The organism is Comamonas sp. C11 (assembly GCF_024496285.1).
GTDB lineage: Bacteria > Pseudomonadota > Gammaproteobacteria > Burkholderiales > Burkholderiaceae_C > Comamonas > Comamonas testosteroni_F.
Window position 1 is genome coordinate 3,373,604 of record NZ_CP101743.1, and the last position, 25,210, is coordinate 3,398,813.

Annotated in this window: 19 protein-coding genes and 1 tRNA gene; 1 reads left to right on the top strand and 19 read right to left on the bottom strand. The window is 50.6% G+C overall.

Annotated elements, in window-relative coordinates; genetic code table 11:
• Positions 1–13: 13 nt before the first annotated feature.
• The 16 genes from pgi to NOX35_RS15505 form a co-directional block, all read right to left on the bottom strand.
• Positions 14–1,555, bottom strand: a complete 1,542-nt coding sequence (gene pgi / locus NOX35_RS15430; protein ID WP_256493873.1) for a glucose-6-phosphate isomerase — start codon at positions 1,553–1,555, stop codon at positions 14–16.
• 261 nt (positions 1,556–1,816) lie between these two features.
• On the bottom strand, positions 1,817–2,683 hold the full coding sequence (gene galU / locus NOX35_RS15435) for a UTP--glucose-1-phosphate uridylyltransferase GalU (protein ID WP_256493875.1): 867 nt from the start codon (positions 2,681–2,683) through the stop codon (positions 1,817–1,819).
• A 27-nt stretch (positions 2,684–2,710) separates the two neighbouring features.
• Entirely contained in the window at positions 2,711–3,655 is a 945-nt protein-coding gene (locus NOX35_RS15440; protein ID WP_256493877.1) for a hypothetical protein, read from the bottom strand.
• A 289-nt stretch (positions 3,656–3,944) separates the two neighbouring features.
• Positions 3,945–5,513: a heparinase II/III family protein gene (locus NOX35_RS15445; RefSeq protein WP_256493878.1), complete on the bottom strand. Its 1,569-nt coding sequence runs from the start codon at positions 5,511–5,513 to the stop codon at positions 3,945–3,947.
• 11 nt (positions 5,514–5,524) lie between these two features.
• Positions 5,525–7,495: a glycosyltransferase gene (locus tag NOX35_RS15450; RefSeq protein ID WP_256493879.1), complete on the bottom strand. Its 1,971-nt coding sequence runs from the start codon at positions 7,493–7,495 to the stop codon at positions 5,525–5,527.
• Positions 7,496–7,503: 8 nt separating this feature from the next.
• The gene (locus tag NOX35_RS15455; protein WP_256493880.1) at positions 7,504–9,207 is read right to left on the bottom strand and encodes a glycosyltransferase; all 1,704 of its coding nucleotides are present in this window, start codon (positions 9,205–9,207) and stop codon (positions 7,504–7,506) included.
• A gap of 91 nt (positions 9,208–9,298) precedes the next feature.
• Positions 9,299–10,564: a UDP-N-acetyl-D-mannosamine dehydrogenase gene (gene wecC, locus NOX35_RS15460; RefSeq protein WP_256493881.1), complete on the bottom strand. Its 1,266-nt coding sequence runs from the start codon at positions 10,562–10,564 to the stop codon at positions 9,299–9,301.
• A 44-nt stretch (positions 10,565–10,608) separates the two neighbouring features.
• Entirely contained in the window at positions 10,609–11,727 is a 1,119-nt protein-coding gene (gene wecB, locus NOX35_RS15465) for a non-hydrolyzing UDP-N-acetylglucosamine 2-epimerase (RefSeq protein ID WP_256493882.1), read from the bottom strand.
• 29 nt (positions 11,728–11,756) lie between these two features.
• Positions 11,757–14,090 (bottom strand): class I SAM-dependent methyltransferase, encoded by a 2,334-nt coding sequence (locus NOX35_RS15470; RefSeq protein WP_256493883.1) that lies wholly within the window; start codon positions 14,088–14,090, stop codon positions 11,757–11,759.
• A 67-nt stretch (positions 14,091–14,157) separates the two neighbouring features.
• Positions 14,158–14,913: a hypothetical protein gene (locus tag NOX35_RS15475; RefSeq protein ID WP_256493884.1), complete on the bottom strand. Its 756-nt coding sequence runs from the start codon at positions 14,911–14,913 to the stop codon at positions 14,158–14,160.
• Positions 14,914–14,929: 16 nt separating this feature from the next.
• Positions 14,930–15,895 (bottom strand): IS481 family transposase, encoded by a 966-nt coding sequence (locus NOX35_RS15480; RefSeq protein WP_256493885.1) that lies wholly within the window; start codon positions 15,893–15,895, stop codon positions 14,930–14,932.
• On the bottom strand, positions 15,889–17,151 hold the full coding sequence (locus NOX35_RS15485; RefSeq protein ID WP_256493886.1) for a hypothetical protein: 1,263 nt from the start codon (positions 17,149–17,151) through the stop codon (positions 15,889–15,891). Before NOX35_RS15485 ends, NOX35_RS15480 begins: the two co-directional genes overlap by 7 nt.
• Positions 17,152–17,174: 23 nt before the next feature.
• Positions 17,175–18,950: an SLBB domain-containing protein gene (locus NOX35_RS15490; protein ID WP_256493887.1), complete on the bottom strand. Its 1,776-nt coding sequence runs from the start codon at positions 18,948–18,950 to the stop codon at positions 17,175–17,177.
• Positions 18,951–18,976: 26 nt separating this feature from the next.
• On the bottom strand, positions 18,977–20,107 hold the full coding sequence (locus NOX35_RS15495; RefSeq protein ID WP_256493888.1) for a chain-length determining protein: 1,131 nt from the start codon (positions 20,105–20,107) through the stop codon (positions 18,977–18,979).
• Positions 20,104–20,775: an ABC transporter ATP-binding protein gene (locus NOX35_RS15500; RefSeq protein ID WP_256493889.1), complete on the bottom strand. Its 672-nt coding sequence runs from the start codon at positions 20,773–20,775 to the stop codon at positions 20,104–20,106. Before NOX35_RS15500 ends, NOX35_RS15495 begins: the two co-directional genes overlap by 4 nt.
• The gene (locus NOX35_RS15505; RefSeq protein ID WP_256493890.1) at positions 20,772–21,611 is read right to left on the bottom strand and encodes an ABC transporter permease; all 840 of its coding nucleotides are present in this window, start codon (positions 21,609–21,611) and stop codon (positions 20,772–20,774) included. The genes NOX35_RS15500 and NOX35_RS15505 overlap by 4 nt, the downstream gene beginning before the upstream one ends.
• A 524-nt stretch (positions 21,612–22,135) precedes the next feature.
• On the opposite strand from NOX35_RS15505, the gene selD reads away from it, so the two are divergent.
• Positions 22,136–23,206, top strand: coding sequence for a selenide, water dikinase SelD (gene selD / locus NOX35_RS15510; RefSeq protein ID WP_256493891.1), 1,071 nt, complete (start codon positions 22,136–22,138; stop codon positions 23,204–23,206).
• 116 nt (positions 23,207–23,322) lie between these two features.
• Here the strand turns inward: selD and NOX35_RS15515 are convergent, their stop codons facing one another.
• The 3 genes from NOX35_RS15515 to NOX35_RS15525 all read right to left on the bottom strand — a co-directional run bounded on the left by NOX35_RS15515 (position 23,323) and on the right by NOX35_RS15525 (position 25,085).
• Positions 23,323–23,790: an Lrp/AsnC family transcriptional regulator gene (locus NOX35_RS15515; protein WP_003067511.1), complete on the bottom strand. Its 468-nt coding sequence runs from the start codon at positions 23,788–23,790 to the stop codon at positions 23,323–23,325.
• Positions 23,791–24,564: 774 nt separating this feature from the next.
• Positions 24,565–24,641: transfer RNA gene (locus NOX35_RS15520), tRNA-Gln, on the bottom strand.
• A 123-nt stretch (positions 24,642–24,764) separates the two neighbouring features.
• Entirely contained in the window at positions 24,765–25,085 is a 321-nt protein-coding gene (locus NOX35_RS15525; RefSeq protein WP_003067510.1) for a heavy metal-binding domain-containing protein, read from the bottom strand.
• Between the last annotated feature and the right edge of the window lie 125 nt (positions 25,086–25,210).

The window sequence follows — 25,210 nt, forward strand, 5'->3', positions numbered from 1 at the left end:
AATATGGACTGATTCAGTCGCAACCCGAAACTGCATGCAGCAACAATCCAGCAGTAGAGGCATCTAATCCTGTCACATCGCGAGAATCCATACGCACACGCAAGTCCTTGGCCAGTGTCTTGCCCAGCTCCACTCCCCACTGGTCAAAGCTGTTGATGCCCCACACCGTGCCTGCCACAAACACCCGGTGCTCATGCAGGGCCAGCAAGGCTCCAAGCGACTCGGGAGTCAATGCATCCAGCAACATGAAGGTACTAGGGCGATTGCCCGGAAAATCCTGATGCCCGGGCAACTGCCCCGACCCGGCCTTGCTTCCCTGCATCAGCGCCTGAGCCTGGGCCAGAGCATTGGCCAGCAAGGCCTCCTGGTGCTCCGGTAGGCCATGGGCCGCCGTGCGCGCGGCAATGAATTCCACCGGAATACGCTGGGTTCCCTGGTGCAGCCACTGAAAGAACGCATGCTGGCCATTGCTGCCGGGCTCACCCCAAACCATGCCGGTCGTTGGATAGCCCACAGGCGTGCCATCGGCACGCACCTGCTTGCCATTGCTCTCCATCTCGAGCTGCTGCAGATAAGCCGGCAGTCGGCGCAAACCATGGTGATACGGTGCAACGCAGCGCCCCGGCATGCGCAGAAAACTGCCGTACCACACATCCAGCAAACCCAGCCATACCGGCGCATTGCGCTCCAGCGGTGCCTGGGCAAAATGCGCATCCATCTCCGCTGCACCGGCCAGCAAACGCTCGAAAACATCCGGCCCAACGGCCAGAGACACCGGTAATCCCACGGCAGACCAGATGGAAAAGCGCCCGCCAATCCCCTCCGGGATATGCAGCGTCTGCGTAAAGCCGCTCTGTCGGGCAATATCTTCGCGCGAAGACACGGCCACAAAATGATCCGGCCAATGCAGGTCGCCAGCCGCACATACCCAGGCCTTGGCCGATGCCATATTGCGCTGTGTCTCGGCCGTGGACCAGGACTTGGAAGCCACGATGAACAATGTCCGCTCGGGCTCCAGCCCTTGAAGCGCCTGCTGCAGATCATGGCCGTCCATATTGGACACCACATGCACACGCGGCCCGCCTTGACACCAGGGTTGCAGTGCCTGCAGCAACAGTTCAGGCCCCAGGCCCGAGCCACCAATGCCGATATGCACCACATCCGTAAAACGAGCCTGTTCGCGCAACTGCTGCGCCAACATCAGCATGGCGCGCAGGCCCACATGGCATTCGTCCTCTGGTACGGAGCAACTCTGCGGCGCCAAAGGAGCGCGCAAACGCACATGCAAAGCCGGACGCTGCTCTGTTTCGTTCACCACGGCCCCGGCATACAAGGCATCTCGTCGAGCAGCCAACCCGGCTTCCGCAGCCAATTGCAACAAGGCTTCCAGCACAGCTTCATCCCACAAGGACTTGGAGCAATCCAGCAAAACATGAGGTGCCTGCAGGCTCAAACCCTCAAACCGGCCAGGGCTGCCCAGTGCCTGTTGCAGATTCAGCGTTTGCTCGCAAACGGCAGCCCTGGATCTCAGCGCCTGCCAAATGGGTGTATCCACACTCAAAACTTCATCCTTGTCAAATCACATTTTGCAATGTCTTGCCTGCATTAGCTCTTGAAAAAGTAGCTTTCTGCGCACGTCCCAAAATGGTTTCAAACGATTTGCCATATGAAACCCATCAATTACCAACGCCAGTAGCTATGCTTTCAGAGCAAGCGACACAATCCCGAACCCGAACGAGATGCAGCCGAAGCCGTAGACAGCCATACGGCGACCGCCTTACCTCGGACTGCGTCGTAAGGGTTGTACGGGCGCTTGCTAGCTGCGCAGCGACTGAAGCAGCGCCTCGAACTGCTCCCCCACCTCAGGGTGCTTACGCGCCATGGCCAAGGTAGCTTCCAGATAGCCAATCTTGGAGCCGCAGTCATAGCGCTTGCCCTGATAGCGATAGGCCAGCACCTGCTCTTCCTTCATCAGCGCTGCAATTCCGTCGGTGAGCTGGATCTCCCCTCCAGCCCCCTTACCCACGCGTGCCAGATGATGGAAGATACGCGGCGTAAGCACATAGCGGCCCACCACCGCCAGGGTGGAAGGTGCTTCCTCCGGCTTTGGCTTTTCCACAATCGCATGCACGGCCTCCAGGTCTTCCTTGAGTGGCTTGCTGTCCACAATGCCGTAGCTGCGCGTATCTTCAAGCGGCACTTGCTGCACGCCCAGCACCGAGCACTTGTAGTAGTCGTACACGTCCACCATCTGGCGCATCACCGCCGGCTCGCCATCCAGCAAATCATCAGCCAGCAATACGGCAAACGGCTCATTGCCCACTACAGGCTGTGCACACAGCACGGCATGACCGAGACCCAAGGCTTCAGCCTGGCGAATGAAGACGCACTTCATGTCGGAAGGCATCAGACCGCGCACATAGTCAAGCATCTCGGTCTTGCCGCGACGCTCGAGCTCATTTTCCAGCTCGTAAGCCTTGTCGAAATGGTCTTCGATGCTGCGCTTGCTGCGGCCAGTCACAAACACCATTTCCTTGATGCCTGCAGCTAGGGCCTCTTCCACCGCATACTGAATCAGCGGCTTATCAACCACCGGCAGCATCTCCTTAGGACTGGCCTTGGTAGCAGGTAGAAAACGGGTTCCCATGCCCGCAACTGGAAAAATAGCTTTTCTAACTTTCATGAAAATATATAAATTAATGAAACTCTATTAATAACTCTCAATAGTTTTATAGATTTTCTTAATGTAATGCCTCAAACACTTTCCATGGGTAACGTCTGGATCATCACATTCTTCATACTCTATAACTCCATTAAACTTTGATAATTTTTTATGAAATAAATTATGCTCATCAGCCAAGGTTGAAAACAATGATATTTTTGATTTCTCCAGAGCAGAGCAGAATATATTATTTATCGTATCAAGGTCATTAGATGATATTAATTCATCCAAATGCCTGAGAGAATTCTTTCTATTAATTTCTACAGGAGCTGCTGCAAAAACATGCTCGACATTATTTATCCCTGCCGCATAAACTAAAGCAGCGGAAGCACCTTGAGAGCCGCCAACAAGAAAAACCCTTTTATATGATAATTCATCAATTAATTTATTAATAAATAATGCAATTTTAGGGAAAATAAAAATCCCGTTATCATCAAAAGATGTGCACGTACCCCAATATCCTAAGGCATTGGACATTATAAGTACATCTTTTTTTGTTTTGAAATTAAACTGAGGAATAAATTCCTGATGCAGAATAACCTTTTCAACCAATCTAGAATAGTCAAAATAAATCACCAAATCATTAGATCCATGTTTGGTATGTCTATACTTCAGAGCGCACTTCTCGGAAATAACCAACTCCGAATCAGGATTAGCCCCAATGATCCTAAAAATATGGCCTTTATCATTCTTGCAAAATATCTCTATAGAAACAAGATTATCAATATCAAAATCTTTATCTATTTCACTGTAGTAATTATGATCAGTTACCTGCCTATCTTTATAATAAAAATACACTGCATACTTATAGTCATTTTTTTCCCGTAGCAATACCTTCCCAAGGGAAATAGTATCCACACAGTGCTGCGCAGTAATGAGGTCATCACGCGCTGTATTCTTTGATGGGAAATAGATCTTAAATTTCAGAGACATCTTCTAAATCCAATTTCACAAATCAGAGAATCGGAATCTGCATCAACAACTATCAGGGTCAGATTATTTTTATAATCATAAATGTCAAAATTTACTATCGGGCTCTTACTTACTACTTTTTTTTCCTCACCATCTTCAATCCATAGAAGTTTATAACGCCAATGAGCGATCTTCGGATCAACAAGAACAATTCTCTTATCAGTCCACTCCTGAACCTCAATCTTCAATATTTTATTCAACAAGTTAGAAGAGAGTGAAATAAAGAAACTATAACAATAATGGAATTGCATCATAGTTTTGAAAAATTAATTAGACATCTAACCCCTGCAGAATAGCCCTGCCCCTTGATAACCAACATTTTTGTTGGCTTTATATTCATAAATGACTCAGAGTAATAAGAATTTTCCTGGGAAAATATATGATTTTTATCGCCTAAATTTTTAATAGAAATCTCTTTACCTCCATTTCTCAAAATCAGAGAATCACCATTATCCTCCACCGAAACATCAGGATGCAAAAGAAGCTGAAATCTCCATTTCTGAAGTATTTCAGAAGAAAAATCATCCTCGATTAAAATAGAGAAATCGGTATAAGAGACATTTCTTGTAACTACGGCCTCCTTAGATAAATTATGGGATGCCCTTACGTTAAAACCACCATTGTCACAGTCCATTTTCAGAAAACGTGACATTCCTGCTGGAGATTCAAAATTAGCGAACCGTACATCCCCTATGGATTCCAAATAAAATAAACTATGCGCTCTAGCGGAAATAAACCAGCGCCTCATCTTATCTTTTATATCATAGTTATAAAGACCTGCATCAACAATAAAATCGGCCCCACCAGCCCATAGCGTCACACTAAGATCGTCAATATGTTTATGGGAAAAACTACGACCTCCAGCCCTGAGGGTAAGCTGAAAATCTCTTGATTTTGCAACAAAGAAGCCCGCATCAGGATAATAACCGACACCAAAATCTGATTGGTATTCTTCATTGTATGGGAAAAATGTACCAATCTTTTTCTCTGAATCGCCGATAACTGGAATAGTCTTATCTGGGCGCATCAACAAATTTCCAGCCTGCAACGCCTTTTTTAGAATTCTCACCCATTTATCTGAATTAATAGGCAAATCATTGTTTTTTAAGAACTGGTGAATAGCAGAAAAAAGAGAGTAATTTACAAAATGATAACTTGGACTATTCTCAGTACAACATCCATTTGAGTCAAAGGTCAAATCGAACATCATATCCAATCTATCTTGAGCAGTCTTTATATATCTTTCCGCAAGAACTTGATCATCTTTTTTTATAAAAAGACCGAACTGCGCCAAAGCTAGGTCCATCATTACCCCATGGTTATTTTTGACATAATTTTCATTAATAGATAACCAATTAGCATGACGTTCTGCAAGATGAAGCAACTCCACTTGAGATATTAATTCATCATCTTCTAGAACTACTAATGAATCCACAAGAAATGCTGTTAATACAAATAACCTATTAGCAACGGCATGCTCATCTTTCCAAGCATCTATAAATACACCGCTATCACTATCGAAATAATGAAAATAACTTTTCAGTATTTCTACGGAAAGTCTCACATAATCAATATTATTATTCTCGCGCCCAATTTTCAATAACGCATGTGACGTCACCAAAGAATTAATCCACAGTCTCTTCGAATTAGCAGCCTCACCAAGTTCTACATGCCACGCATTTTCTTTATCAATCTTCACATAACCTATATTAGGCATGTATATATCACCTGCACATGCACGAAAACAGACATTTTCAATATCCATTTTTGGCCAAGGCCAGTGAGCAATTTTTAGGGTGCTATCTTTCAGAATTTTCATAGCAATACGAATTAAATTAACTCGTTATATAGGCCCACTATAGACTTTTTAAATATTTCTAGTGGATAGAATGATTCAACCAACCGTCTTCCCTTCAGCGTCGAAGATTTAAAAATATCCGAATTCGCCGAGCATTTCACGATGAAATCAACCGCATCTTTAATTTCATTTGCTAAATACTCATCATTCCATAGATACTCAGCCCCAGGCCAACGACGCACAACAGATAATCCATGAGCAGCAAACGAATCTGCGACAGCCAAATGGAAGCTCTCAAACCCTGGAAAATCAAACTCTGAATCGCTCATCGAGAGGACATAGCCAACGCGACGGTCAGCCAAAGCCTGTTTAATATCTACATGGCCATTAAAATTAACAGCCTCAGTCAATCCATTGTTTTTAATAAATTGCTCACACTCTCGGAAATAATCCATCTCTTTGGTATCACGGGCAATCCAGGGCAATTCCTCAGGTCTTCGACCAAAGACCTCTAGACGAAAACGCTTATCCGTAGAATGCAGCGCATGCAAAATTTCTAATGCTCTTCGAAGGCCTTTTCGCGATGGCAATATCCCAATCATCCCCAAGGTATAGAGTCGATCTGGATGCCATTCCGTCTTATATTCATCAAAGCGCACATAATTCGGAATCATTCTTGCTTTGTGACGAGGTATATTTGGATATCTCTCCAGTAAGCGCTCAAAAAACAGGGGAGACACAGCAATAACGGCATCTACATTTGCCATATTCATGTACTCTCCATGACTGCGACTCAACTCCATTCGATGCATGCGCACGACTAATCGCTGGTATGGCTTCTTGTTCGTCGCATACCATTCCGCATTCTTCAATAACCATTCACACCAAATATACTCTGCCCACTCCAACATAGCCCGACTATGCTTTTCATCATGAATTTCATGCCCTTTCCACTCATCAAAACGAATATCAAAAAACTCTTCGAGTTCAGGCACCGCATCTCTAATGAACTTCAAATCATGCCCAGCAATCAATAGGCGAGGTCTACAGTGCCGTCGAAAAGCTTCAGAATCGTTATTCTTAGCAGCGTGCAGAATATCTGAATGTCTTTTCCTCCATTTCACATTAGAGATGGTTTCCCATTCTTTGCAAACAAAAGCATGAAAAACCTCGAGGCATGAGGTATCGATGTCTCCTTTATTACGGAATATGAGAGACTCTAAGGCGACACGTAACCCTACAGCCAGCCTTCCTTCGAGATAGTTAATACCAAGAGGCTTCAGCAGGGATTGAACAGCAGTCCAAACCTGTACGTGGTCTAATAGCTCACGTTTTCCATAGCGCTGCGTACTTGCCGGCGTTAGAGATGGGATTTTGTAATAAATATAGGTCGGCTCAGGCAGGTACTCAATATGCACAGCATTAACCAGGACCTCCGCGAGAAATACCGAATCCTCTCCCATGCGTAGATGCTCAGGCCAACGTATCCCATGCAACTGCAATAAACTACGTTTGACAAAGCTTGTGGGAACTGTGCTGGTACGAGTTATGATCAGTTCACGCCGTTCATTCACCGTATTTGAGCCATTCCACGCAGGTATCTGGTTCATACGTTTGCGCTCACGGCCGTTATCAGCAAGCAATTCGGATCGAATAATGCAGGCATTGGTACGCTGAGCCAATTCAAGTAACTGAGTTAACGCATCTGGTAGCAACTCATCGTCACAATCGAGGAAATAGAGATAATCCCCTTTAGCAGCATCAATACCGAAATTACGCGGGCGTGAAGGTGAACCACTATTATTCTCCAAACGCAACGCTCTCCAATTAGGCTCTGCCGAGCATGCTTTCTGCGTTAATTCATGCGTTCCATCGCTTGAACAGTCATCCACAAACAAAACCTCGTAGTCTTCTCTAGCCATATTAATGGCACGCAAAGAAGCAAAGCATCGACCAATTTTGTCTGTCGCGTTAAAACTAGGAATGATGACGGAAATTTTCATAAAAAAACTCAAACAAAATATGCATCGCGGTATTGCTGCGCTGACTGCTCCAACCACAGCCCAAAGCGATCACGCAAGTCAAGCCAAGGAGCATCAGTCTGCGCACGACCAATACGGTAGCGCTGTGCAGCATCAGTCGCCGGAGTAATCGGATAATCGGCCGCATATTGCAAGTGCAAAATAGCCTTGGAAAGCCAATTAGCCGGTGGCGGATTTTGCGGATGAAAAGCGAGGAAATGGCTGGTTTCAATCGGCTGATAGCGATCCAATATGGCATAGCGTTCCATATGACTGCTGGAAGTAACGCTGACACCATATCGATTGAATTCGCGATATAGCGCCGCTACTTCTAGATCAGGCATTTGAGGAGCAGCTACCAACAACAAGCGCGACCCAGATTGAAGCTGACCATACTGCTGGAACCAGGCAATGGCTTGCAATGCCTCTTCTTTCTTGTTCACCAAGCATGTGGCTGTAATAGTGAATTCACGCACAGCATGTGATAAGCCAATACTTTTAAGAATTTGTAACCAGCGGTGACGATAAGTGTGCTCGCCTAAGACTTTATGTAATGCACGATCACGTAGCGAATCAATATCTGCATTACTTAACGAGCGCAATCGATCAGGATCTTTATCGGGATAAACGATCAAATCGCCAAACATCTCATCTGTGCCACGTGCGTAGTTTGAGATAACCAATGTATTACTGGACATCAGCTCAAATACACGACGTGCAAACATGGTAGAGGATGCGGTAACGGTATTGAAATTCAAACCAAAGCGACTGGATTTATATACGGCAGGCATGCGCTCATGCGGCTGCGATGGGTGCAAGAACGGTTGATAACGCGTAGGCCAGATGTGCAGAGGATCAGCGTCACCATGAAAGCGATCATAGATTTCTAGCTCATAACCGTCGGCCCTGATTCCATCAAGAATACTCTCCATATCCTTGCTGCGCTGAATATGATTTGCATACCAGCTTCCGGCAAATACCACTCTCGAGGAACGCTCTTCTCCTACCATAGGATTGAAAAGACGCGGGTTAGTGGCAAAAGGCAGTGCAAAAGCATTGGCCACACCATATTCTTGCTTATACCCCTCTACACATTCCAGCGCAGTGGTAAACACATAATCAAACTCTTTTGCTGTTTTCACAAAATCATGAATACGATCCGTAAAATGCGTAGGATCCTCCTTGTTCCAAAATATAGTCGGTATACCTTTTTTTCTACAAAATGAAAGTATTTCTAGCAGGACAGTTCTGTTTTCTTTGGGAAAATTCTTACTAGCATAAATTTTCCCTTTCCATGGGCGCAGTTTCGGATCTGGGCCAGCCCAAGCTGATTCACAAAAAAATAATTCTGGTTGAAACTGCTCGAACTTCTCCCTCCAGTTTACAGGCTCGATTGGAATTGCAATAAATTCATCCGAGAAACTGTTCGTAGTAAATTCATCCGCAATCAATGCAACACGCAGGCGATCCGCAAACTTCAATCGCTTTTCAGGATCAAAATACTCAGTCGATCGAATCTCTTTCACGGCTGAAGCAGCTTTCTTTTCGTGAAATTTTCTCTTGCAAATTTCGATATTGGCCAAAAATAAATCTTGGCCAAAAATTTCATTCGCTTCGCGATATAGCTGAAGTGCTTGTGAAAAATCTGCACTGCGAAATGCATTATGCGCCCTACTCACTAAAGACTCACTCACTATTTTCACCTTTAGAATTCGATAACTTTATGAATTTTTTCCAGAAAATTAAATTTCTGTTAATTAAATCGCCAGCATAATTATTGAAAATTTAAATTTTACAGATTCCTACTGCATCCACTACGCTACCGTGTTTTCGAATAGCCTCTAGCTCTTTAATGAAGGTGCCATGCTTTACCAGTACGCAGATCACATCTGCAGTGCCCAATGCATCAGCAAGTTCTGCGTGCTTCAGGTTATGCAATGCAAGCTTTCGAGGTATTTCATGAATGTTTGGCTCTACCGCTAGAACCTGACATCCCAAGGCCGCAACTGCTTGGGTAATAGCTACAGCAGGACTCTCACGCAGATCATCAATATCTGGTTTAAAGGCCAGCCCCAAACATGCAACTTTTATATCTGCCATGGTATAGCCAGGCTTATGGGCGAGGACATCCGCAATTGCCACTTTCACCTTGTCCAACACCCATTCCGGCTTACTATCATTGACCTCGCGGGCAGTGCGAATAATACGAGCTTGTTCTGGGTTACTGGCAACGATAAACCATGGGTCCACGGCAATGCAGTGCCCACCAACGCCTGCACCTGGCTGCAGAATATTGACGCGAGGGTGGCGATTGGCCAGTGCAATCAGCTCCCAAACATTGATATGCTGCTGATCACAAATCATTGACAGCTCGTTCGCAAATGCAATATTCACATCCCGAAAACTATTTTCAGTAAGCTTGCACATCTCGGCCGTGCGAGCATTGGTAACAATGCATTCACCCTGGACAAAGGTTTTATACAAAGTAACAGCCATATCACTGGCTTTGCGGCTCATGCCGCCAATAACACGATCGTTAGTTACCAGCTCACGTACCACTTGCCCAGGCAGTACTCGCTCGGGACAATAAGCCACTTGCACGTCCGCATCTTCGCCCGCATGCTGGGGGAACGAGAGATCAGGACGTACCTCTGCAAGCCATTCAGCCATTTTCTCCGTCGCACCAACCGGCGAAGTGGACTCCAGAACAACCAGATTACCCTTTCGCAAAACGGGAGCAATCGCTTTAGATGCGGCCTTAATATAGCTCAAGTCCGGTTGAAGATTTTCCTTAAAAGGTGTTGGTACCGCAATTAAAAATGCATCTGCCTGCTCCGGGGAAGTCGTTGCGCGCAAAAATCCTTCTGTAACAGCAGCATGAACCAGAATGTCCAATTCTGGCTCGATAATGTGAATTTTCCCTTTATTAATGGTATCCACGGCATGCTGGCTGACATCCACACCAATCACTTTTTTCTTGCGCGATGCAAATAAAGTGGCGGTAGGCAGACCGATATAACCCAAGCCAATCATGGAGATGGTTTCAAACATACTGACAGTTTCCAAATACAAAAAATGGTGAAAAAGAAAACGACTTAAATCGCAGCTTGTAGCATCTTGGAAATGCGTGATGCCGCTTGACCGTCGCCATAAGGATTGTGGGCGCGAGCCATAGCTTGGTAAGCAATAGAGCTATCCAGCAGTTCAGTCGCGTTCTTAACGATAGCTTCAGTATTGGTGCCAACCAACTTGACTGTGCCAGCATCCACTGCTTCAGGGCGCTCTGTGGTGTCACGCATGACCAATACAGGTTTACCCAAAGATGGGGCCTCTTCCTGCACACCGCCTGAATCGGTAATCAACAAAGTGCAGCGATCCATGAGATACACGAAGGGCAGATAGTCTTGCGGCTCTATCAATACCACATTGGGCACGTTGCCCAGAATGCGGCGCACTGGCTCCTGAACTTGGGGATTTAAGTGGACTGGGTACACGATCTGCACATCGCTGCGCTGTGCCAGTTGTGCCAGAGCATGGCAGATGTTCTCGAAGCCTTGACCAAAGTTTTCACGACGATGGCCAGTCACAAGAATCAGGCGCTTGCTAGGGTCGATAAAGCCAAATTGCTCGGAAAAGCGCTGCTGCAAGGCCGTGTCGGTACGCACACGCTGCACGACATCAAGCAAGGCATCAATCACGGTATTGCCCGTGACATGAATGGTATGAGGCGCGACACCTTCTGCTAGTAGATTAGCTTGCGCCTTCAGTGTGGGGGCAAAGTGGATGTCTGCGATGGCGCCGGTCAGGCAACGGTTCATCTCTTCGGGCCAGGGCGCATATTTGTTGTGGGTGCGCAGGCCGGCCTCAACATGGCCCACTTTGATCTTGGCGTAGTACGCCGACAAGCTGGCCGCCATAGTGGTGGTGGTATCGCCATGCACCAGGATAATGTCAGGTTGCCACTGCTTGTACACATCACGCATGCCCAACAGGACATTGCTGGTGATATCCGACAGGTCTTGCCCAGGTTTCATCAAGTTGAGGTCAAAGTCGGGACGAATATCAAAAATCTCCAGCACTTGATCCAGCATCTGGCGATGCTGGGCTGTCACGCAGACCTTGGAGTCCAATGCAGGGTTGGTGGCCAGAGCTTTGACTACTGGAGCCATCTTAATGGCCTCTGGACGTGTACCAAAAACTGTCAAAATTTTCATGATTACAGATACCAATATCTTCTGTTGACTCAATTGGGAAGAACTTGCAGTAAGCAAGCATCTTTCTCCAATTTTCGAATAAAACTTGAATGATTTATGTTCACTTCATTCATTTCTGCCTGCCATAATTTAACAATTTCCTTCTCATCAAGACGAATATAGTCATCCATCAAAAAATCAATATTCATTCCTGAGAAATTCTGCAAAACTAGTGGTGCAGCTGGGTAACGGGCATGCACCCCTGTTGATGCTGGCGGCCCATCTACTATAACCAGTACATTTATTTTGTTTTTATAGTATCTTTGTGCCAGCCCAGCCAATACTTCCTGACAATCATAGTAAGAATATTCCTTACCATTTGAAGCCATCCACTTTCTCAAAGGCGATAGGTGTAGCTCAACATTATTCTCCAAGCCGGACTGACGCAAAATATTTAGGGTTTGATTATAATATTGTTCCAGATGATCAAATGATACAAAGACTGTTGGAGATTGGCTCTTGCATCTTGACTCCATCTTGGCCAAGGTTTTGGCAACTACCAGAGTTGATATCCCTGATCCGAACTCAATGATCAAATCATAATTTTTTTGCTCAATTAGACCAACTACATATAAGGAAAAATCCGGACTCACAGGCCAGCTATGACGCTCAGTATTAACTGCTGGCAAATCTCCCGTTTGCCAATAATTTTCTAGACCCGTGAACGAATTTATTTGACGAGTAGCATTATTCACTTCGTCTTTCAAGCTATTACTTAAAATCTCAAGTGAGCGCGCAAGCTCGTCATTTTGATGTTTGATCATTGCTTGCAAATCAGCTTTTAGAACTACTTGAGCTTGCAGTTGCTCAATTTGCACTTGAAGCTTCTGCGCCAGCTTGGCCTGCTCGTCGCGTGCCTTGGTAACCTGCTCCAGTTGCTGAGCTCGCTCCTGCAACTGCTTGTCTCCAGCGGCTTTGGCCTGCGACAGTTGCTCAACCTGAGCCTGACGCTCCTGCGCCAGCTTGGCTTGCTCGTCACGCGCCTTGGTAACCTGCTCCAGTTGCTGAGCTCGCTCCTGCAATTGCTTGTCAGTTGCAGCCTTGGCCTGAGTCAGTTGCTCGGTCTGCGCCAGACGCTCCTGCGCCAGCTTGGCTTGCTCGTCACGCGCCTTGGTAACCTGCTCCAGTTGCTGAGCTCGCTCCTGCAATTGCTTGTCAGTTGCAGCCTTGGCCTGAGTCAGTTGCTCGGTCTGCGCCAGACGCTCCTGCGCCAGCTTGGCTTGCTCGTCACGCGCCTTGGTAACCTGCTCCAGTTGCTGAGCTCGCTCCTGCAACTGCTTTTCAGTTGCAGCCTTGGCCTGAGTCAGTTGCTCGGTCTGCGCCAGACGCTCCTGCGCCAGCTTGGCTTGCTCGTCACGCGCCTTGGTAACCTGCTCCAGTTGCTGAGCTCGCTCCTGCAACTGCTTGTCGGCAGCGGCTTTGCCCTGCGTCAGTTGCACGACCTGAGCCTGAAGCTCCTGCGCCAGTTTGGCCTGTTCGTCACACCCCTTGCGGAGCTGCTCCAGCTGCAGAACTCGCTCTTGCGATTGCGTCTCCACAATCAGTTTGGCCTGGGTCAGGTGCTCAATCTGCGTCTGGAACTCCTGCAACAACCTCGCCTGCTCTTCACCATTGAGACGCAGTTTTTGGCACTCGCGGTGATGTACATGCAAGGCCGCCCTAGCATCTCGCACAAACAATGCATACCCAATGCCCGGATGGCGAGTGGCTTCGACTGCAATCTGCACCATGCCTTTTTGTTGAAGAAACTCTGCAACCTCTTCAAGACTCGTGCCGTCTGGCATTGCGTGCATTTCGCCCAACAAGACTCGTGCAACGACCACATCCACCAGATCCAGCTTGCTGGAGGCTCGCAACAGAGCCCCTGCAGGCAGGCAGTCAATGAGCAGCCAATGTCCTTCACCCATCGGCTGCTCGGCGTCTTCGCTCAGGTCGCCAAGCAAGGCGTCCAAGGTAATGGCATTCAGCTCTTTGACCTCTTCCGTTCGCAGATTGGGCCAAAGACTCAAAAGCGATCGAGGCTCCAGCAGACCGCTTTCCTGCTGACTGTTGGCCACGAAAAAGGAGGCCGTGCCCTGTTGAGCCGCAACTACGGTATTGCGAATTTCGCAATGTTGAGCACGTTCGCCCAACAAGTCCAATGTGCGCTGCAATGTCGAATATTGCAGAGGCTCAGCCTCTATAAACGTCACTCGGGACTCGCTGGCTTGATGTGCGAGCCACTGCGCCCATATGCCTTTGCCGTTGCCTGCCCCCACCAGGGCAATATTCCTGGGGCGCATCAGTACGTTCAAATGCTCCAGCCAGGGGATGATGGTATTCATTGGGCTACTCATAAAAATTCTGCTATTTCAGCCACGATCAGCGGCAGCAATTAGTGCGTTCAATGCGTCAGAGCGACCGGCGCTCTTTTCTGAATGCCTTCACTTCCGCGTACAGGCTCCAAGGCAGCGAAATCCGACCGCCCAGTGTTCTGGTGTTGGTCAACAGGCGTGACCCCAATCGGTAAGAAAGATGCTGCTTGATCAACTCGGCCTCATGCGCATCCTGGTACTGGGCAATGGGTGGCAATTGCTGATCTTTGCCCGCAGCTTGATCCTGCTTGAAGCGCTTGGCCTCGGCACTCAATGCAAAAGGCATGTTCAACCAACCGCTGATGCTGCGCGATTGCCTGATCATGGTGGATCCCAGGCGATAAGAGAGCTGCTTTTTCACACGGTCCGCAGCGCCGTAGTAGGCCTGAGGCTTCGGTGGCTGCGTTGCTTTGAGCTTGCTGTTTTCCAGATAGTGACGCTCCAGCTCTCTCTGCACTTTGTGCAATTGGGTCAGCAGCAGCTCGTTTTCTTTTTCCAAGTCGGCATTAGAAGCCATCGCGCCCTGGGTCTGCAGCTGCTTTTTCAGCTGTTCTTCGCTTCGCTGAAGCTGCAAGGCCTTGTCTTGCGCGGCCTTCAGCTCGGCCCTGACCTTGGGCATTTCGGCTTGGGTCTTTTCTGCCTGCTGAGCCTGGGCCTTGCTATCTGCCAATTGCTGCTGCACTTTCAGCAGTTGTTGCTCCAGCGTCTGTTTTTCTTGCCCAATGGCTTGCAAAGCGGCGGCTTTTTCCTGCGCAGCTTTCAGATCGGTCTTGACTTTGTGCAGTTCTGCCAAAGCCTTTTCTTGCTGCCTAGCTGTCGGGTCCCGGATGATTGCGCACGTTCTTGACGAATAAATCAGGAGCTTTCATCTTCCAAACCTTGAGGGCTTGCACCGGAGCTTGATGCCCCAGAGCCTTTTGCGGCAAATGGTGGTTGTACAGCCATACAAACCGGTGCAGTGTCTTGCCCAGGTCCTCGGCACTATTGAAGTGGTGCGAGCGTAGCACCTGGCTGAGCCGCCCATTGAAACGTTCGACCATGCCGTTGGTCTGTGGTGTCTTGGGTTTGGTCAGTCGATGTTCAATGCCCAGGCTTTGGCACAACTGGTCAAACTCGTGCTCTCCCGTCGGCTGACGGCTGCGACTGCCAAACAGCCGGTCGGTGAACTCTTTACCGTTGTCTGTGAGGATAGTGCGAATCTGGAAGGGTGCAGCCTTGCGTACTGCGGCCAGAAAGGCTTTGGCGGATGCTGCCGTCTTGTACTGCTTGATGGCAATAAATACCCAGCGGGTGGCCCTGTCGATGGCTACGAACACATAACGACGCTTGTCCTCATCGTGCATCTGGGGCAGGTACTTCACGTCCACATGCACGTAGCCGGGCTCATAAGCCTTGAATGGCTTGTGCTCTGCATCAGGCTTGGCTGGCACGGGCAATCTGGAGTGACCTCGCCTGCGCAGCAGTCGGTCCAGCGCCGAGCGGCTCATGGCAGGCTCAATAAACTCCCGCACTACCGCCAGCAAATCATCGAGCGGCAGCAGCAGTTGGGTGCGCAGATAGACCACCAATTCTTCCTGTGCCGCATTGAGCGTGGTCTGCAATCGGTGTGGCGTATGACTGGCATCGTGCACCGTAGTGCGATGACGCCACTTGCGCACCGTGTCCAGGCCAATGCCGTATTGCTGGGCCAACTCCCGGTCAGTGCTACTGGCTTGCTGCAATGCACGTCGTGTAGCAGGCGTGGTCGTTGCGTTCTTGTGTAGAGCAATCAACATAGCGGCTCCTTGGAAGACGATTGCCATGTTGCCACAACAGCCTGCAGCACTTGTCTGCTATGGAGCAACGGGCGCTTGGTTGTAAGCAGCCAATCATCCGGGACCCGACACCTAGCTTGCAGATAACGGCTTTCCAGCTCTTCCTGCACTTTGTGCAATTGCTTGAGCAGCAATTGGTTTTCCTGTCCAGTGGACTGCAGTTCAGTGGCCTTGGCGGCCAGCAGACGCTCTTGCTCCTGAGCGCGCTGCAGCGCTTTAGCACCCGTCTGATTCAATTGCTCAATCTGCCTCTCTCGCTGCTGCACTTGCAGAGATTGCTCATCCAGCTCCTTAGCCAGCAGCAGCATGCGCTGCGCGTGAGCCTGCATGGCGACCTGCTGCGCCACAAAAGTCGACCAGGCCTGATGTCTGCGATGGGCCTGCGCACTCGATGCGAGCAACTCTCTGCCTGCCTGCGCCTGGCTGCGCTGCGGCAGCGACGCCGCAGCCTGCAATTGCTCATAAAGCTCAGTCGCTTGCGGATATTCTTCCAGCAGTTGCTGCGCCAGCCATTGCGCCAGTGCATTGCCGTCCATGGCTTGCTTTTGCTCGCCTCCCGTGTCGGGACCGAGCAGTATTTCGCCATGGCTCAAGTCCTGGTCATGGCACTTGATCTCTGACTGCAGTTCTTCGCTGGGCAAGCGAAGCTGGGCATTGACATGCAAGCTGACCTGCTGCAGATAACTATGCGCCGATGTCTGCACCTGCGCAGCATGAACAAGCAAACTGCGCTCAGGGTGTCGCAAATGGAAATTCAGCAAAGCCGAGTTATAGGCAACCCAGCCGTTGATTCTGGCCTCCTGCTCTTGCGGGCTCGCGTCGGCGTGCTCCAGGGCCTGACGCGTGAATACGCTTTGCGGCTCATCAAACACCAGTACGAACACAGTCTGGGGATCTTGTGACTTCCAGTAATCCAGCAGATAGACCGCCTGTGCATCAGCCCAGCCCCACAAAGGCTGTTCCATATTGGCCAGCATCAAGTCCAGGGCCAGACCCTGCCAGACCGGAGCCACTTCGATCTGCGCAAGCTGATCGGCAACACCCACATGCTGCACAGGAACAGCACCATGCACTTTGACCAACGTTTCGCTGATCTGTGCCGCCATGAATCCTTCACGCCTGGATGGCTTGGCCTCGGCCATGCCACAGTCCAGAAGCAATTCCTCCACATCCTCAAAGCTCGATTGAGGATGCCCCACCACAATAATTTTGTTCATAGCTATTCAACAAATCAGAAAAATCAAAGACCGAACACGACCTTCGCGCCAATCGCGATCTGGTACATGATCTGGGTGATGTCCTTCCAGAACTGGCGTTTTTTCTCATCCACCTTGGGCAACACCAGCACCTGATCGCCAGCCTTGAGTCGGGTGTTTTCAAAAAGCTTGCCGGTATCGACCTGCTCGAACGCGCCATCTCTGTGCGCCACAACCACACGAGCAGCGTCCGCTGTCTGAGTAAAGCCACCGGCCCGATCGATATAGTCCTTGAGGCTCAAAGAGCCGTCGAATGCCACAGCATTGGGAAAGAGGACTTCCCCGCTGACCAACACCAGACCGTCCTTGCGCGGTATGCGAATGACGTCACCGTTTTCCAGCAGCATGTTGTCGCGCTGCGCCGCCTGCGCAATCTGCACCTGGCCAGTGGGCTCCACCTTCTTGGCCCGCTCCACCCATTGCAGAGTCAGATCGGCCTCTTCCTTACGCAGTCGAGCCTCTTCACTGCTGCCGCTGCGGGCCGTAAGCAATGCCGTTTCCAGGCTGCGCAAGCTGGTAGCCAGCATCTCCTTCTGGCGATCCTTCACGCTCTGGCGAAAAAGCTGGATGCTCTCGGGTTCAGCATCAGGCAGGGTCTGAATGCTCTGCATCAGAGACCCCAAACGGGTGCCATAAGGCAGCACATATTCCTGCGAATTCATATGCTCGCCTTCGACCCGAACGGTGATAGTGCCGGGCTTCTTGTCAGCGGTAAATTCCAGCTCATCGCCGTTTTGCAGTACTAGTGCATTGGCTTCCTGCAGCGGGTAGTACTCCGTGTTTTTGACTGTGCCGGTATTGCGAGCAATACGCACATGGGTTGCCTGGGCTTGAGGCTTGGCCAGTTGCATCAACTCAGCCACTGTTTCGGAGCCACGGGAAAACTCAAAGCGCTTGGCATTGTTCACAAGACCCGATACGCGCACCCGGTTGGCAATGGGGGGGACAAAAATCACATCTCCATCATTAAGCTGCAGCAGCGGCAGCTGGCCTTTGAGCAGAAAGTCATAAAGATTGAAGGTGGCACGCACGGAGCTGCCGCGCTTGACCTGCACGGTCAGAAAGCTGCCGCGCTCCGGGTCTATACCGCCCGCCTGGTCCAGGTAGTTGAGCAGGCTGTCCATGCTGGTGCCGTTGTACAAGCCCGGACGCATGACATTGCCGCCCACAAAGATGCGCACCGGCTGGGCTGCAGCCAGGCTGGCATAGCTGTAAACATTGGCGCGGAATACACGGCGTACTGCTGCCTCTACCTGTTGCTGCAGATTCTTGTTGGCAATGCCCAGCACCTTGATCGGCCCGACCTGAGGCAGGAAGATATTGCCTTGCGGGTCGACCGCAGCCACGCTGTCAAAGGTAAAGCCACCCCACAACCGCAAATGGATACGGTCACCCACCGTCACCAGATAATCGGGGTTGAACTGGGTTGCACCGGCACGCGCAAAGTTGCCTGTAAACAGGTTGGCGCCAAAAACATCGCTACTGAGATTGGCCGTGTAATCGGCCGTCTGGGGTGCTTGTGGCAACACCGGTGCTTGCATTGGGACAGCAGCGCCAGAACGGCTTGCCGAAGCATCACTGGAAGTCCCGCCAGAAGGTAACAAGCCCAGCGCCTGATTGATCTGGAAAGGATCAACACTGGACGCCGATGTGTCCTGACGTGAACCAGCTTGAGAGATCTGTGCCTGGGCCGGTACCAAACCAGTCAGCAGCACCGCGACTGCCGAACTGATACAGGTATGCGCGATAAAACGTTGCATGATGAAACTCGAAAAATTCAAAACAATCAGTCGCGGTGGTCGCGCACGATGGATGCCAGCAATTGCACCAGCCCGGCCAGCAACAAGGCCCCCAGAATAAAGGTGGCGATGTTGTAGAGACGGCTGGGGCGCAGAGGATATTCAGGCATCGACGGGCTTTGCAGCACCAGCACTTTTTTCAAAGTACGCGTTGCTTCTACCCGGCCCTTTTCCAGTGCCACTAACGCGCTCTTATAGGCATCCTGTTGAAACTGAGCCTCCAGTTCCAGGCGCTGGTACTCTTCTACCGTCTTGTTCAGCGATTGTCCCTTGGCACTGGTCAAACGGGCTTTTTCCGTTTTGATCTGCTTCTCCACAGCCTGAATCTGCAGATCAACTTCCACAACCGCGGGAGCTGTAGGTGCCAGGTAGCCCAGCAGGGCGGTCTTGCGGGCACTGAGTTCGGTCAGTTGCTCTTCGAGCTTATTGACCACGCCGGCCAGATTCTCGGCCGCGGACTGGGGCGAAATCAGACCCTTGGCATTCTGGAAGGAAAGCACGCGCTGACGTGCGTTCAAAGCATGTTCACCGCGCTCCTTGACCTGCTTTTCGAGAAAATTCACCTGCTCCTGCGCTAGCTGGTGGCCCAGCGAATTCATATAACGCTCACCCTCATGCACCAGAGCACTGGTGATCTTGCGAGCCATTTCAGCGTCATAGGCCTGAGCCTGGATGACCAGCACGCCGGCATACTCGTCATATTCCACACTGATACGCGACAAAAAATGCTTGTGAAAGAACTCCAGCGATGCATCATGGAAGAACATGCGAGAAAGAATGTCGTGATCATGGCTGCTGTAGTGCTCACGTAGATTCAAGTCTTTATCCAGTTGCAGCAACATATCGACGGACAGCAATCTGTCACGCAACAACATCTGGTCTGCACGCGAAATTCCATCACCACCGGCCAGCAGCGATCCAAAATCTAAAGCCTGCGAAGCCGCCATGTCGGTGCGTTGAATCAACACATGGGATTCAGAAACATAACGATCAGAAGCTATGAATCCCCAGTAGATACTTGCGAATATAGAAGCACACAATGCAATCGCAAGGGCCTTCATGCGCCAAATTGCTTTGCAATAGCCTTTAAGGCGTTCTTTCTTTGAAAAATCGGTCATGTGGAAATGCTGTCTTTGTAATTTTTCAAGGCATCTTCGATGCTATCGAACCAATGGGCCTGGCCTTCATTCAGCCAGATACCCGCTTGGCAAAACTGGCGCAAAGTATCATCGCTGTGTGACACCATAATTAGCCCAGAGCGATCCGCAATACGCTTAAATGCATCAGATGCCTTTTTCTTGAAAGAGGCATCACCTGCAGAAGTTGCCTCATCCGATATATACACATCAAAATCAAATGCCAATGAAAGCCCGAACTGCAAGCGCGACTTCATCCCCGAGGAATAAGTGCGGACGGGCTCATCAAAGGATGAACCCAGCTCTGCAAACTCTTCGATGTAGGTGACCTTCTCTGCCATGGCCCGCGCCTCGCCAAAGCCATGCAAACGGCAGACAAACTTGGCATTCTGACGCCCAGTCAAAGAGCCCTGCAATCCACCGCCATAGCCCATGGGCCAGGATACTCGGCTACGTCTCTCTACCGTTCCACGTGTTGGTGTATCTACCCCACCAATCAGGTTGAGCAAGGTAGATTTACCTGCACCATTGCGACCAACCAACCCGACACTGACTTTGGAGGGTATGCAAATATTGACCCCTTTGAGAATCCAGCGCCCTGCACCATGAGGCGTCTGATAGCGTTTATGCACATTATTAACAATAATCATTGCGCTCTCAAACTCCGGGCGAACCGGACCTGCAAAGCCAGTCCAAAGAAAATAGAAACCACCGAGAACCAAAAAAGGTATTTAAAATTTGCTTCCGGAGCTGCATGATAGACAGGAAAAAAACTCGCCCTCAATAATTCAAGGCCATGTGCAAAAGGATTGAAAAAAGCCCATTCCCTATACTTAATCGGTATTGCTGATAATGGGAATATTGCGCCTGATACGAAATACAAAGGACGCAACAAAAACATCACCAAATTTCCAGCCTCTGGAACCAGATCACTGAGAACGGACAAAATAAAACCCACTCCGAGCGCACACGACATCAAACCAATAAAGGCAAGCATGGCCTCCATAGCTGAATCCGGAATAACAGAGTGCCCTAAAAGAGCCAAAATACCAAGGAGCACCGTCAGTATCAAAAGACCCAAGAGAGCTTCAAGGCCCACTCGAACAACCACTGTATCAATAGGCCGAACTTGGCGGTAAGCAAACAAAGCCTTGTTGGCATCGATCGCCCCCATTGCACGCTGGAGTACGTTCTGCACTGTGAGGTAGCCAGTCAAGCCCAAGACCAGCCAGACGGCCACATCCGCGCCAGCAACAGAGCTCGCACGCAAAACCGTATACAGAAGTAGCATGAGGCAAACGTGCAACACCGGCTCCAGCACAATGAGCACCCAGGCACCGCGCGTTGCGCTCAGGCGAGCAACGGCTTCACGCAGGAAAAGTGCGTTCCAGACCGCAAAAGTGACGGCAAGTGAACTACGTGGTGTTGAAACACCACCAGAAGACGGGGCTGAGTCCAAAATTAATCCTCGTTCTTTTGGACTCAAGACGCACTGAAATCCAATCGACTGATTGTAAATGAAAACATAAGCAAAACCTTATTACAACCAGTCATCACACCCGTTTCACATTCAATTACATTACAAATAAACTATTAAATATAGTATTTCAATTTATTTTAACTATTTTATTTTCAAATGTTAAAGGTAGTTACCTGAAATTTTTTCAATCTCTGGAGCAAGTTAGCACATCAATATGCTATTCATCTCTCGCACCTATTTCCAAAAATATCAGTCAAGAATAGAAAACCTGGCGTCCAGACATTTGATCTTTAAAAATTCTAGTTATCGAGTATTCAAAAAATAATATTCCACAACGCCAGGTACACAGCGGAGCCATCTTGATGCCTCTCCAAGCACACCCCCCAGAGAATCGACAATAGACTGCAGACCAGCACCCCAGACAGTCAATAATGAGAGCCCACTGTGCATTCAGGATGAACTTCCGGCAGAGCACAAGCATCTCTATCACTACCGCAGCAACATAAGTGCTGCTTGCCGTCTGGATTGACATGAACACCACTCAAGAAACCGCCTCCCCCGCGACCCCGCGCCTGACCTCTCTCTCCCACGGTGGCGGCTGCGGCTGCAAGATTGCGCCCGGCGTGCTGTCGGAGTTGCTGGCCAAAAGCAATCTGCCCAAGCAGTTTTTCCCCGACCTGCTGGTAGGCACAGAAACCGCAGACGACGCGGCCGTCTACAAGATCAATGACGAGCAGGCCATCGTGGCGACGACGGACTTTTTCATGCCCATCGTCGACGACCCCTATGACTTTGGCCGCATAGCCGCCACCAATGCGCTGTCCGATATCTACGCCATGGGCGGCACGCCGCTGATGGCGCTGGCCATTGTGGGCATGCCCATCAATGTGCTGCCGCACGATGTGATTGCCAAGATTCTGGAAGGCGGCGAATCGGTCTGCCGCGATGCAGGCATTCCTCTGGCGGGCGGCCACTCGATTGATTCGGTCGAACCTATCTATGGCCTGGTCGGGATCGGCATCGTCAACCCCAAGCAGATGAAGCGCAATGCCGATGCCAAGGACGGCGATGTGCTGATTCTGGGCAAGCCCCTGGGCGTGGGCATTCTCTCGGCGGCGCTCAAGAAGAATCTGCTCGATGATGCAGGCTACCGTGCCATGGTGGATGCAACCACCAAGCTCAACCGCCCCGGCACCGATCTTGCCAAGCTTGACGGCGTGCACGCGCTGACCGACGTGACCGGTTTTGGCCTGCTGGGCCATGGCCTGGAGCTGGCCCGTGGCGCCCAGCTCAGCGCACGCATTGAAAGCGCCAAGCTGCCCGTGCTGCCCGGTGTTCAGGCACTTGCAGAGCAAGGCATTTTCACAGGCGCATCGGGGCGCAACTGGGCATCCTATGGTGAGCACATCCAGTTGGCATCAACCGTGACAGACGCCCAGAAAGCGCTGCTGACCGACCCTCAGACCTCTGGCGGCCTGCTGGTTTCCTGCACACCGGATGCCGTCGAGCAAGTGCTCAAGGTCTTTGCCGACAGCGGCTTTGGCGATGCTGCGGTGATCGGCCGCATGGAAGCTGGCGCGCCCAAGGTCTTTGTGGACTGAGCGCACCAGGCAGTCGAGAAGGAGCGCAGCCCTGCCCTCCTTCCACCACAGAATGCAAAACGCCCGGCTCAAACCGGGCGTTTTGCTTATCAGCGTCGGATTGTGACTCAGGGCGTCTAAGCCTCTCCCACAACCTCGGCCGTGGTGCGGCGGTCGATCTTGCGGCTCAGCACCACCGAGGTATAGGTCTGCTGTATGCCGTCGATCAGGCCGATACGGTCAAGCAGCGCATCCAGTTTTTCATTGCTCTCGCAGCGCACAAACACCATGTAGTCGTACTGTCCGCTGACGGCCGACACCTCTTCCACCTCGGTGAAGCGGTTGAGCGCCTGCATCACCGAAGTTGCCGTCTTGGGCTGAACACGGATACCGCAATAGGCGCGCACGGCAGACTGCTCCATGCGCGAGCCAAGGCGAACGCCATAGCCGGCGATCACGCCCTCCTGCTCCAGCTTGGCGATGCGAGCGACCACCGTGGTCCGAGCCAGATTCATCTGCCGAGCCAAATGCGCGGTCGAGGCACGCGCGTTGGTCTGCAGCAGGCGCAGCAGCTGGCGGTCCGTTTCATCCAGTCGATATTCCATACCTTGTCTATCCAAATCTTGCCGTGCACTTGCGCAAACGCAGCGTTAAACACAAACCCCGAGAACTCTCTGCCACCACCTGCAGCCATGCATTGCGCCGAGCGACTTCTGTTGCTGTTCGCCCTCAGTCAAACGCGTGGAGCGAACCTCGGCGACACCCAACAGCCAATCATTGTGTCAGCTAACCCAGCCCGGTAGTGAGCTTGTCTTTTCAGATGGCAAATATGTATACATTTGTTTCAATCAGGCAAGATATATCAACATATCTGCACTTGCCTGCACTTCACTTGTGACCATGGCAAGGGCGCACTGCGGTACATCAGAGTGACTCCGGCCGAAGCCCCGCCTCTGTCGTGGTCGAGCGGTCAAGCTCGCTCACAAGGACCCAGGTGCGCTCGTCGAATAACAGCGACACAAAAGAGCGAGGAGTCTAATGGTTGTTTTCCCGCGCTCATTGATGCCACTGACGATACGGCGAAAACACTCGGTAAGTTTGGCTGGTTTGCCGCAAATATCTGCAAAAGGTAAGTGCTTACCCTTATGCATTCTTTGGCCTGGTGCGTCGCTTTCAGCAATGCCTGAGCTCATCAGACTGCAAGCAGCCTCCCATCACCGAAGGCTGCGACCTTGTGCTGCCCAGCAAGGCTGGCTACGCGATAGCGCAACCTGAGTGCCCTCAATCGCGCATGACTGAAAGCTTTTGGCTCGCTTGCTTGCGCCCCAAGCTGATAAACAAAAAACCCTGCTCATTGCAATGAGCAGGGTTTTGAATTTTGGCAGGGGAGGAAGGATTCGAACCTTCGCATGCTGGAATCAAAATCCAGTGCCTTAACCAGCTTGGCGACTCCCCTACGATGGAACGAATTCTACAACGACTTTTCGCTACAAATTTCGAAGTAGTCCAAAAATGTGCAATTGCACATGGAATAGGTTTGCAAGCTTCTTCGCGTCAGGCCAGCCAAGGCCCCTGGCACCTATTCCACGACGACAGCCGTGCCGCTGGCCGAGACCATGAGCATGCCATTGCCCTGGCCCAGCACCTCGAAATCAAGGTCCACGCCGACCACCGCATTGGCTCCCGCCTCGGCAGCGCGTTGCTCGAGTTCCTTGAGAGCAATTTCACGCGCTTTTTGCAACTCGCGTTCGTAGGTTCCAGAACGCCCGCCCACGATATCGCGAATCCCGGCAAAGAAGTCCTTGAACACATTGGCGCCCAGAATGGCCTCGCCCGCCACCACGCCGCAATAACGGGTGATGCGTTTGCCTTCGATGGAGGGAGTGGTTGTGACGATCATGCTTTGCTTTCATAAAAATCAGCGCAAGGAGACTGGCTGCCATACGCTCTGGTCATAGCGCCGCGCGTGGCAGAGGCAGATACAGGCCTGGCCTGGCCGCAGGCGCCGAGTCATCCGGTCGGACC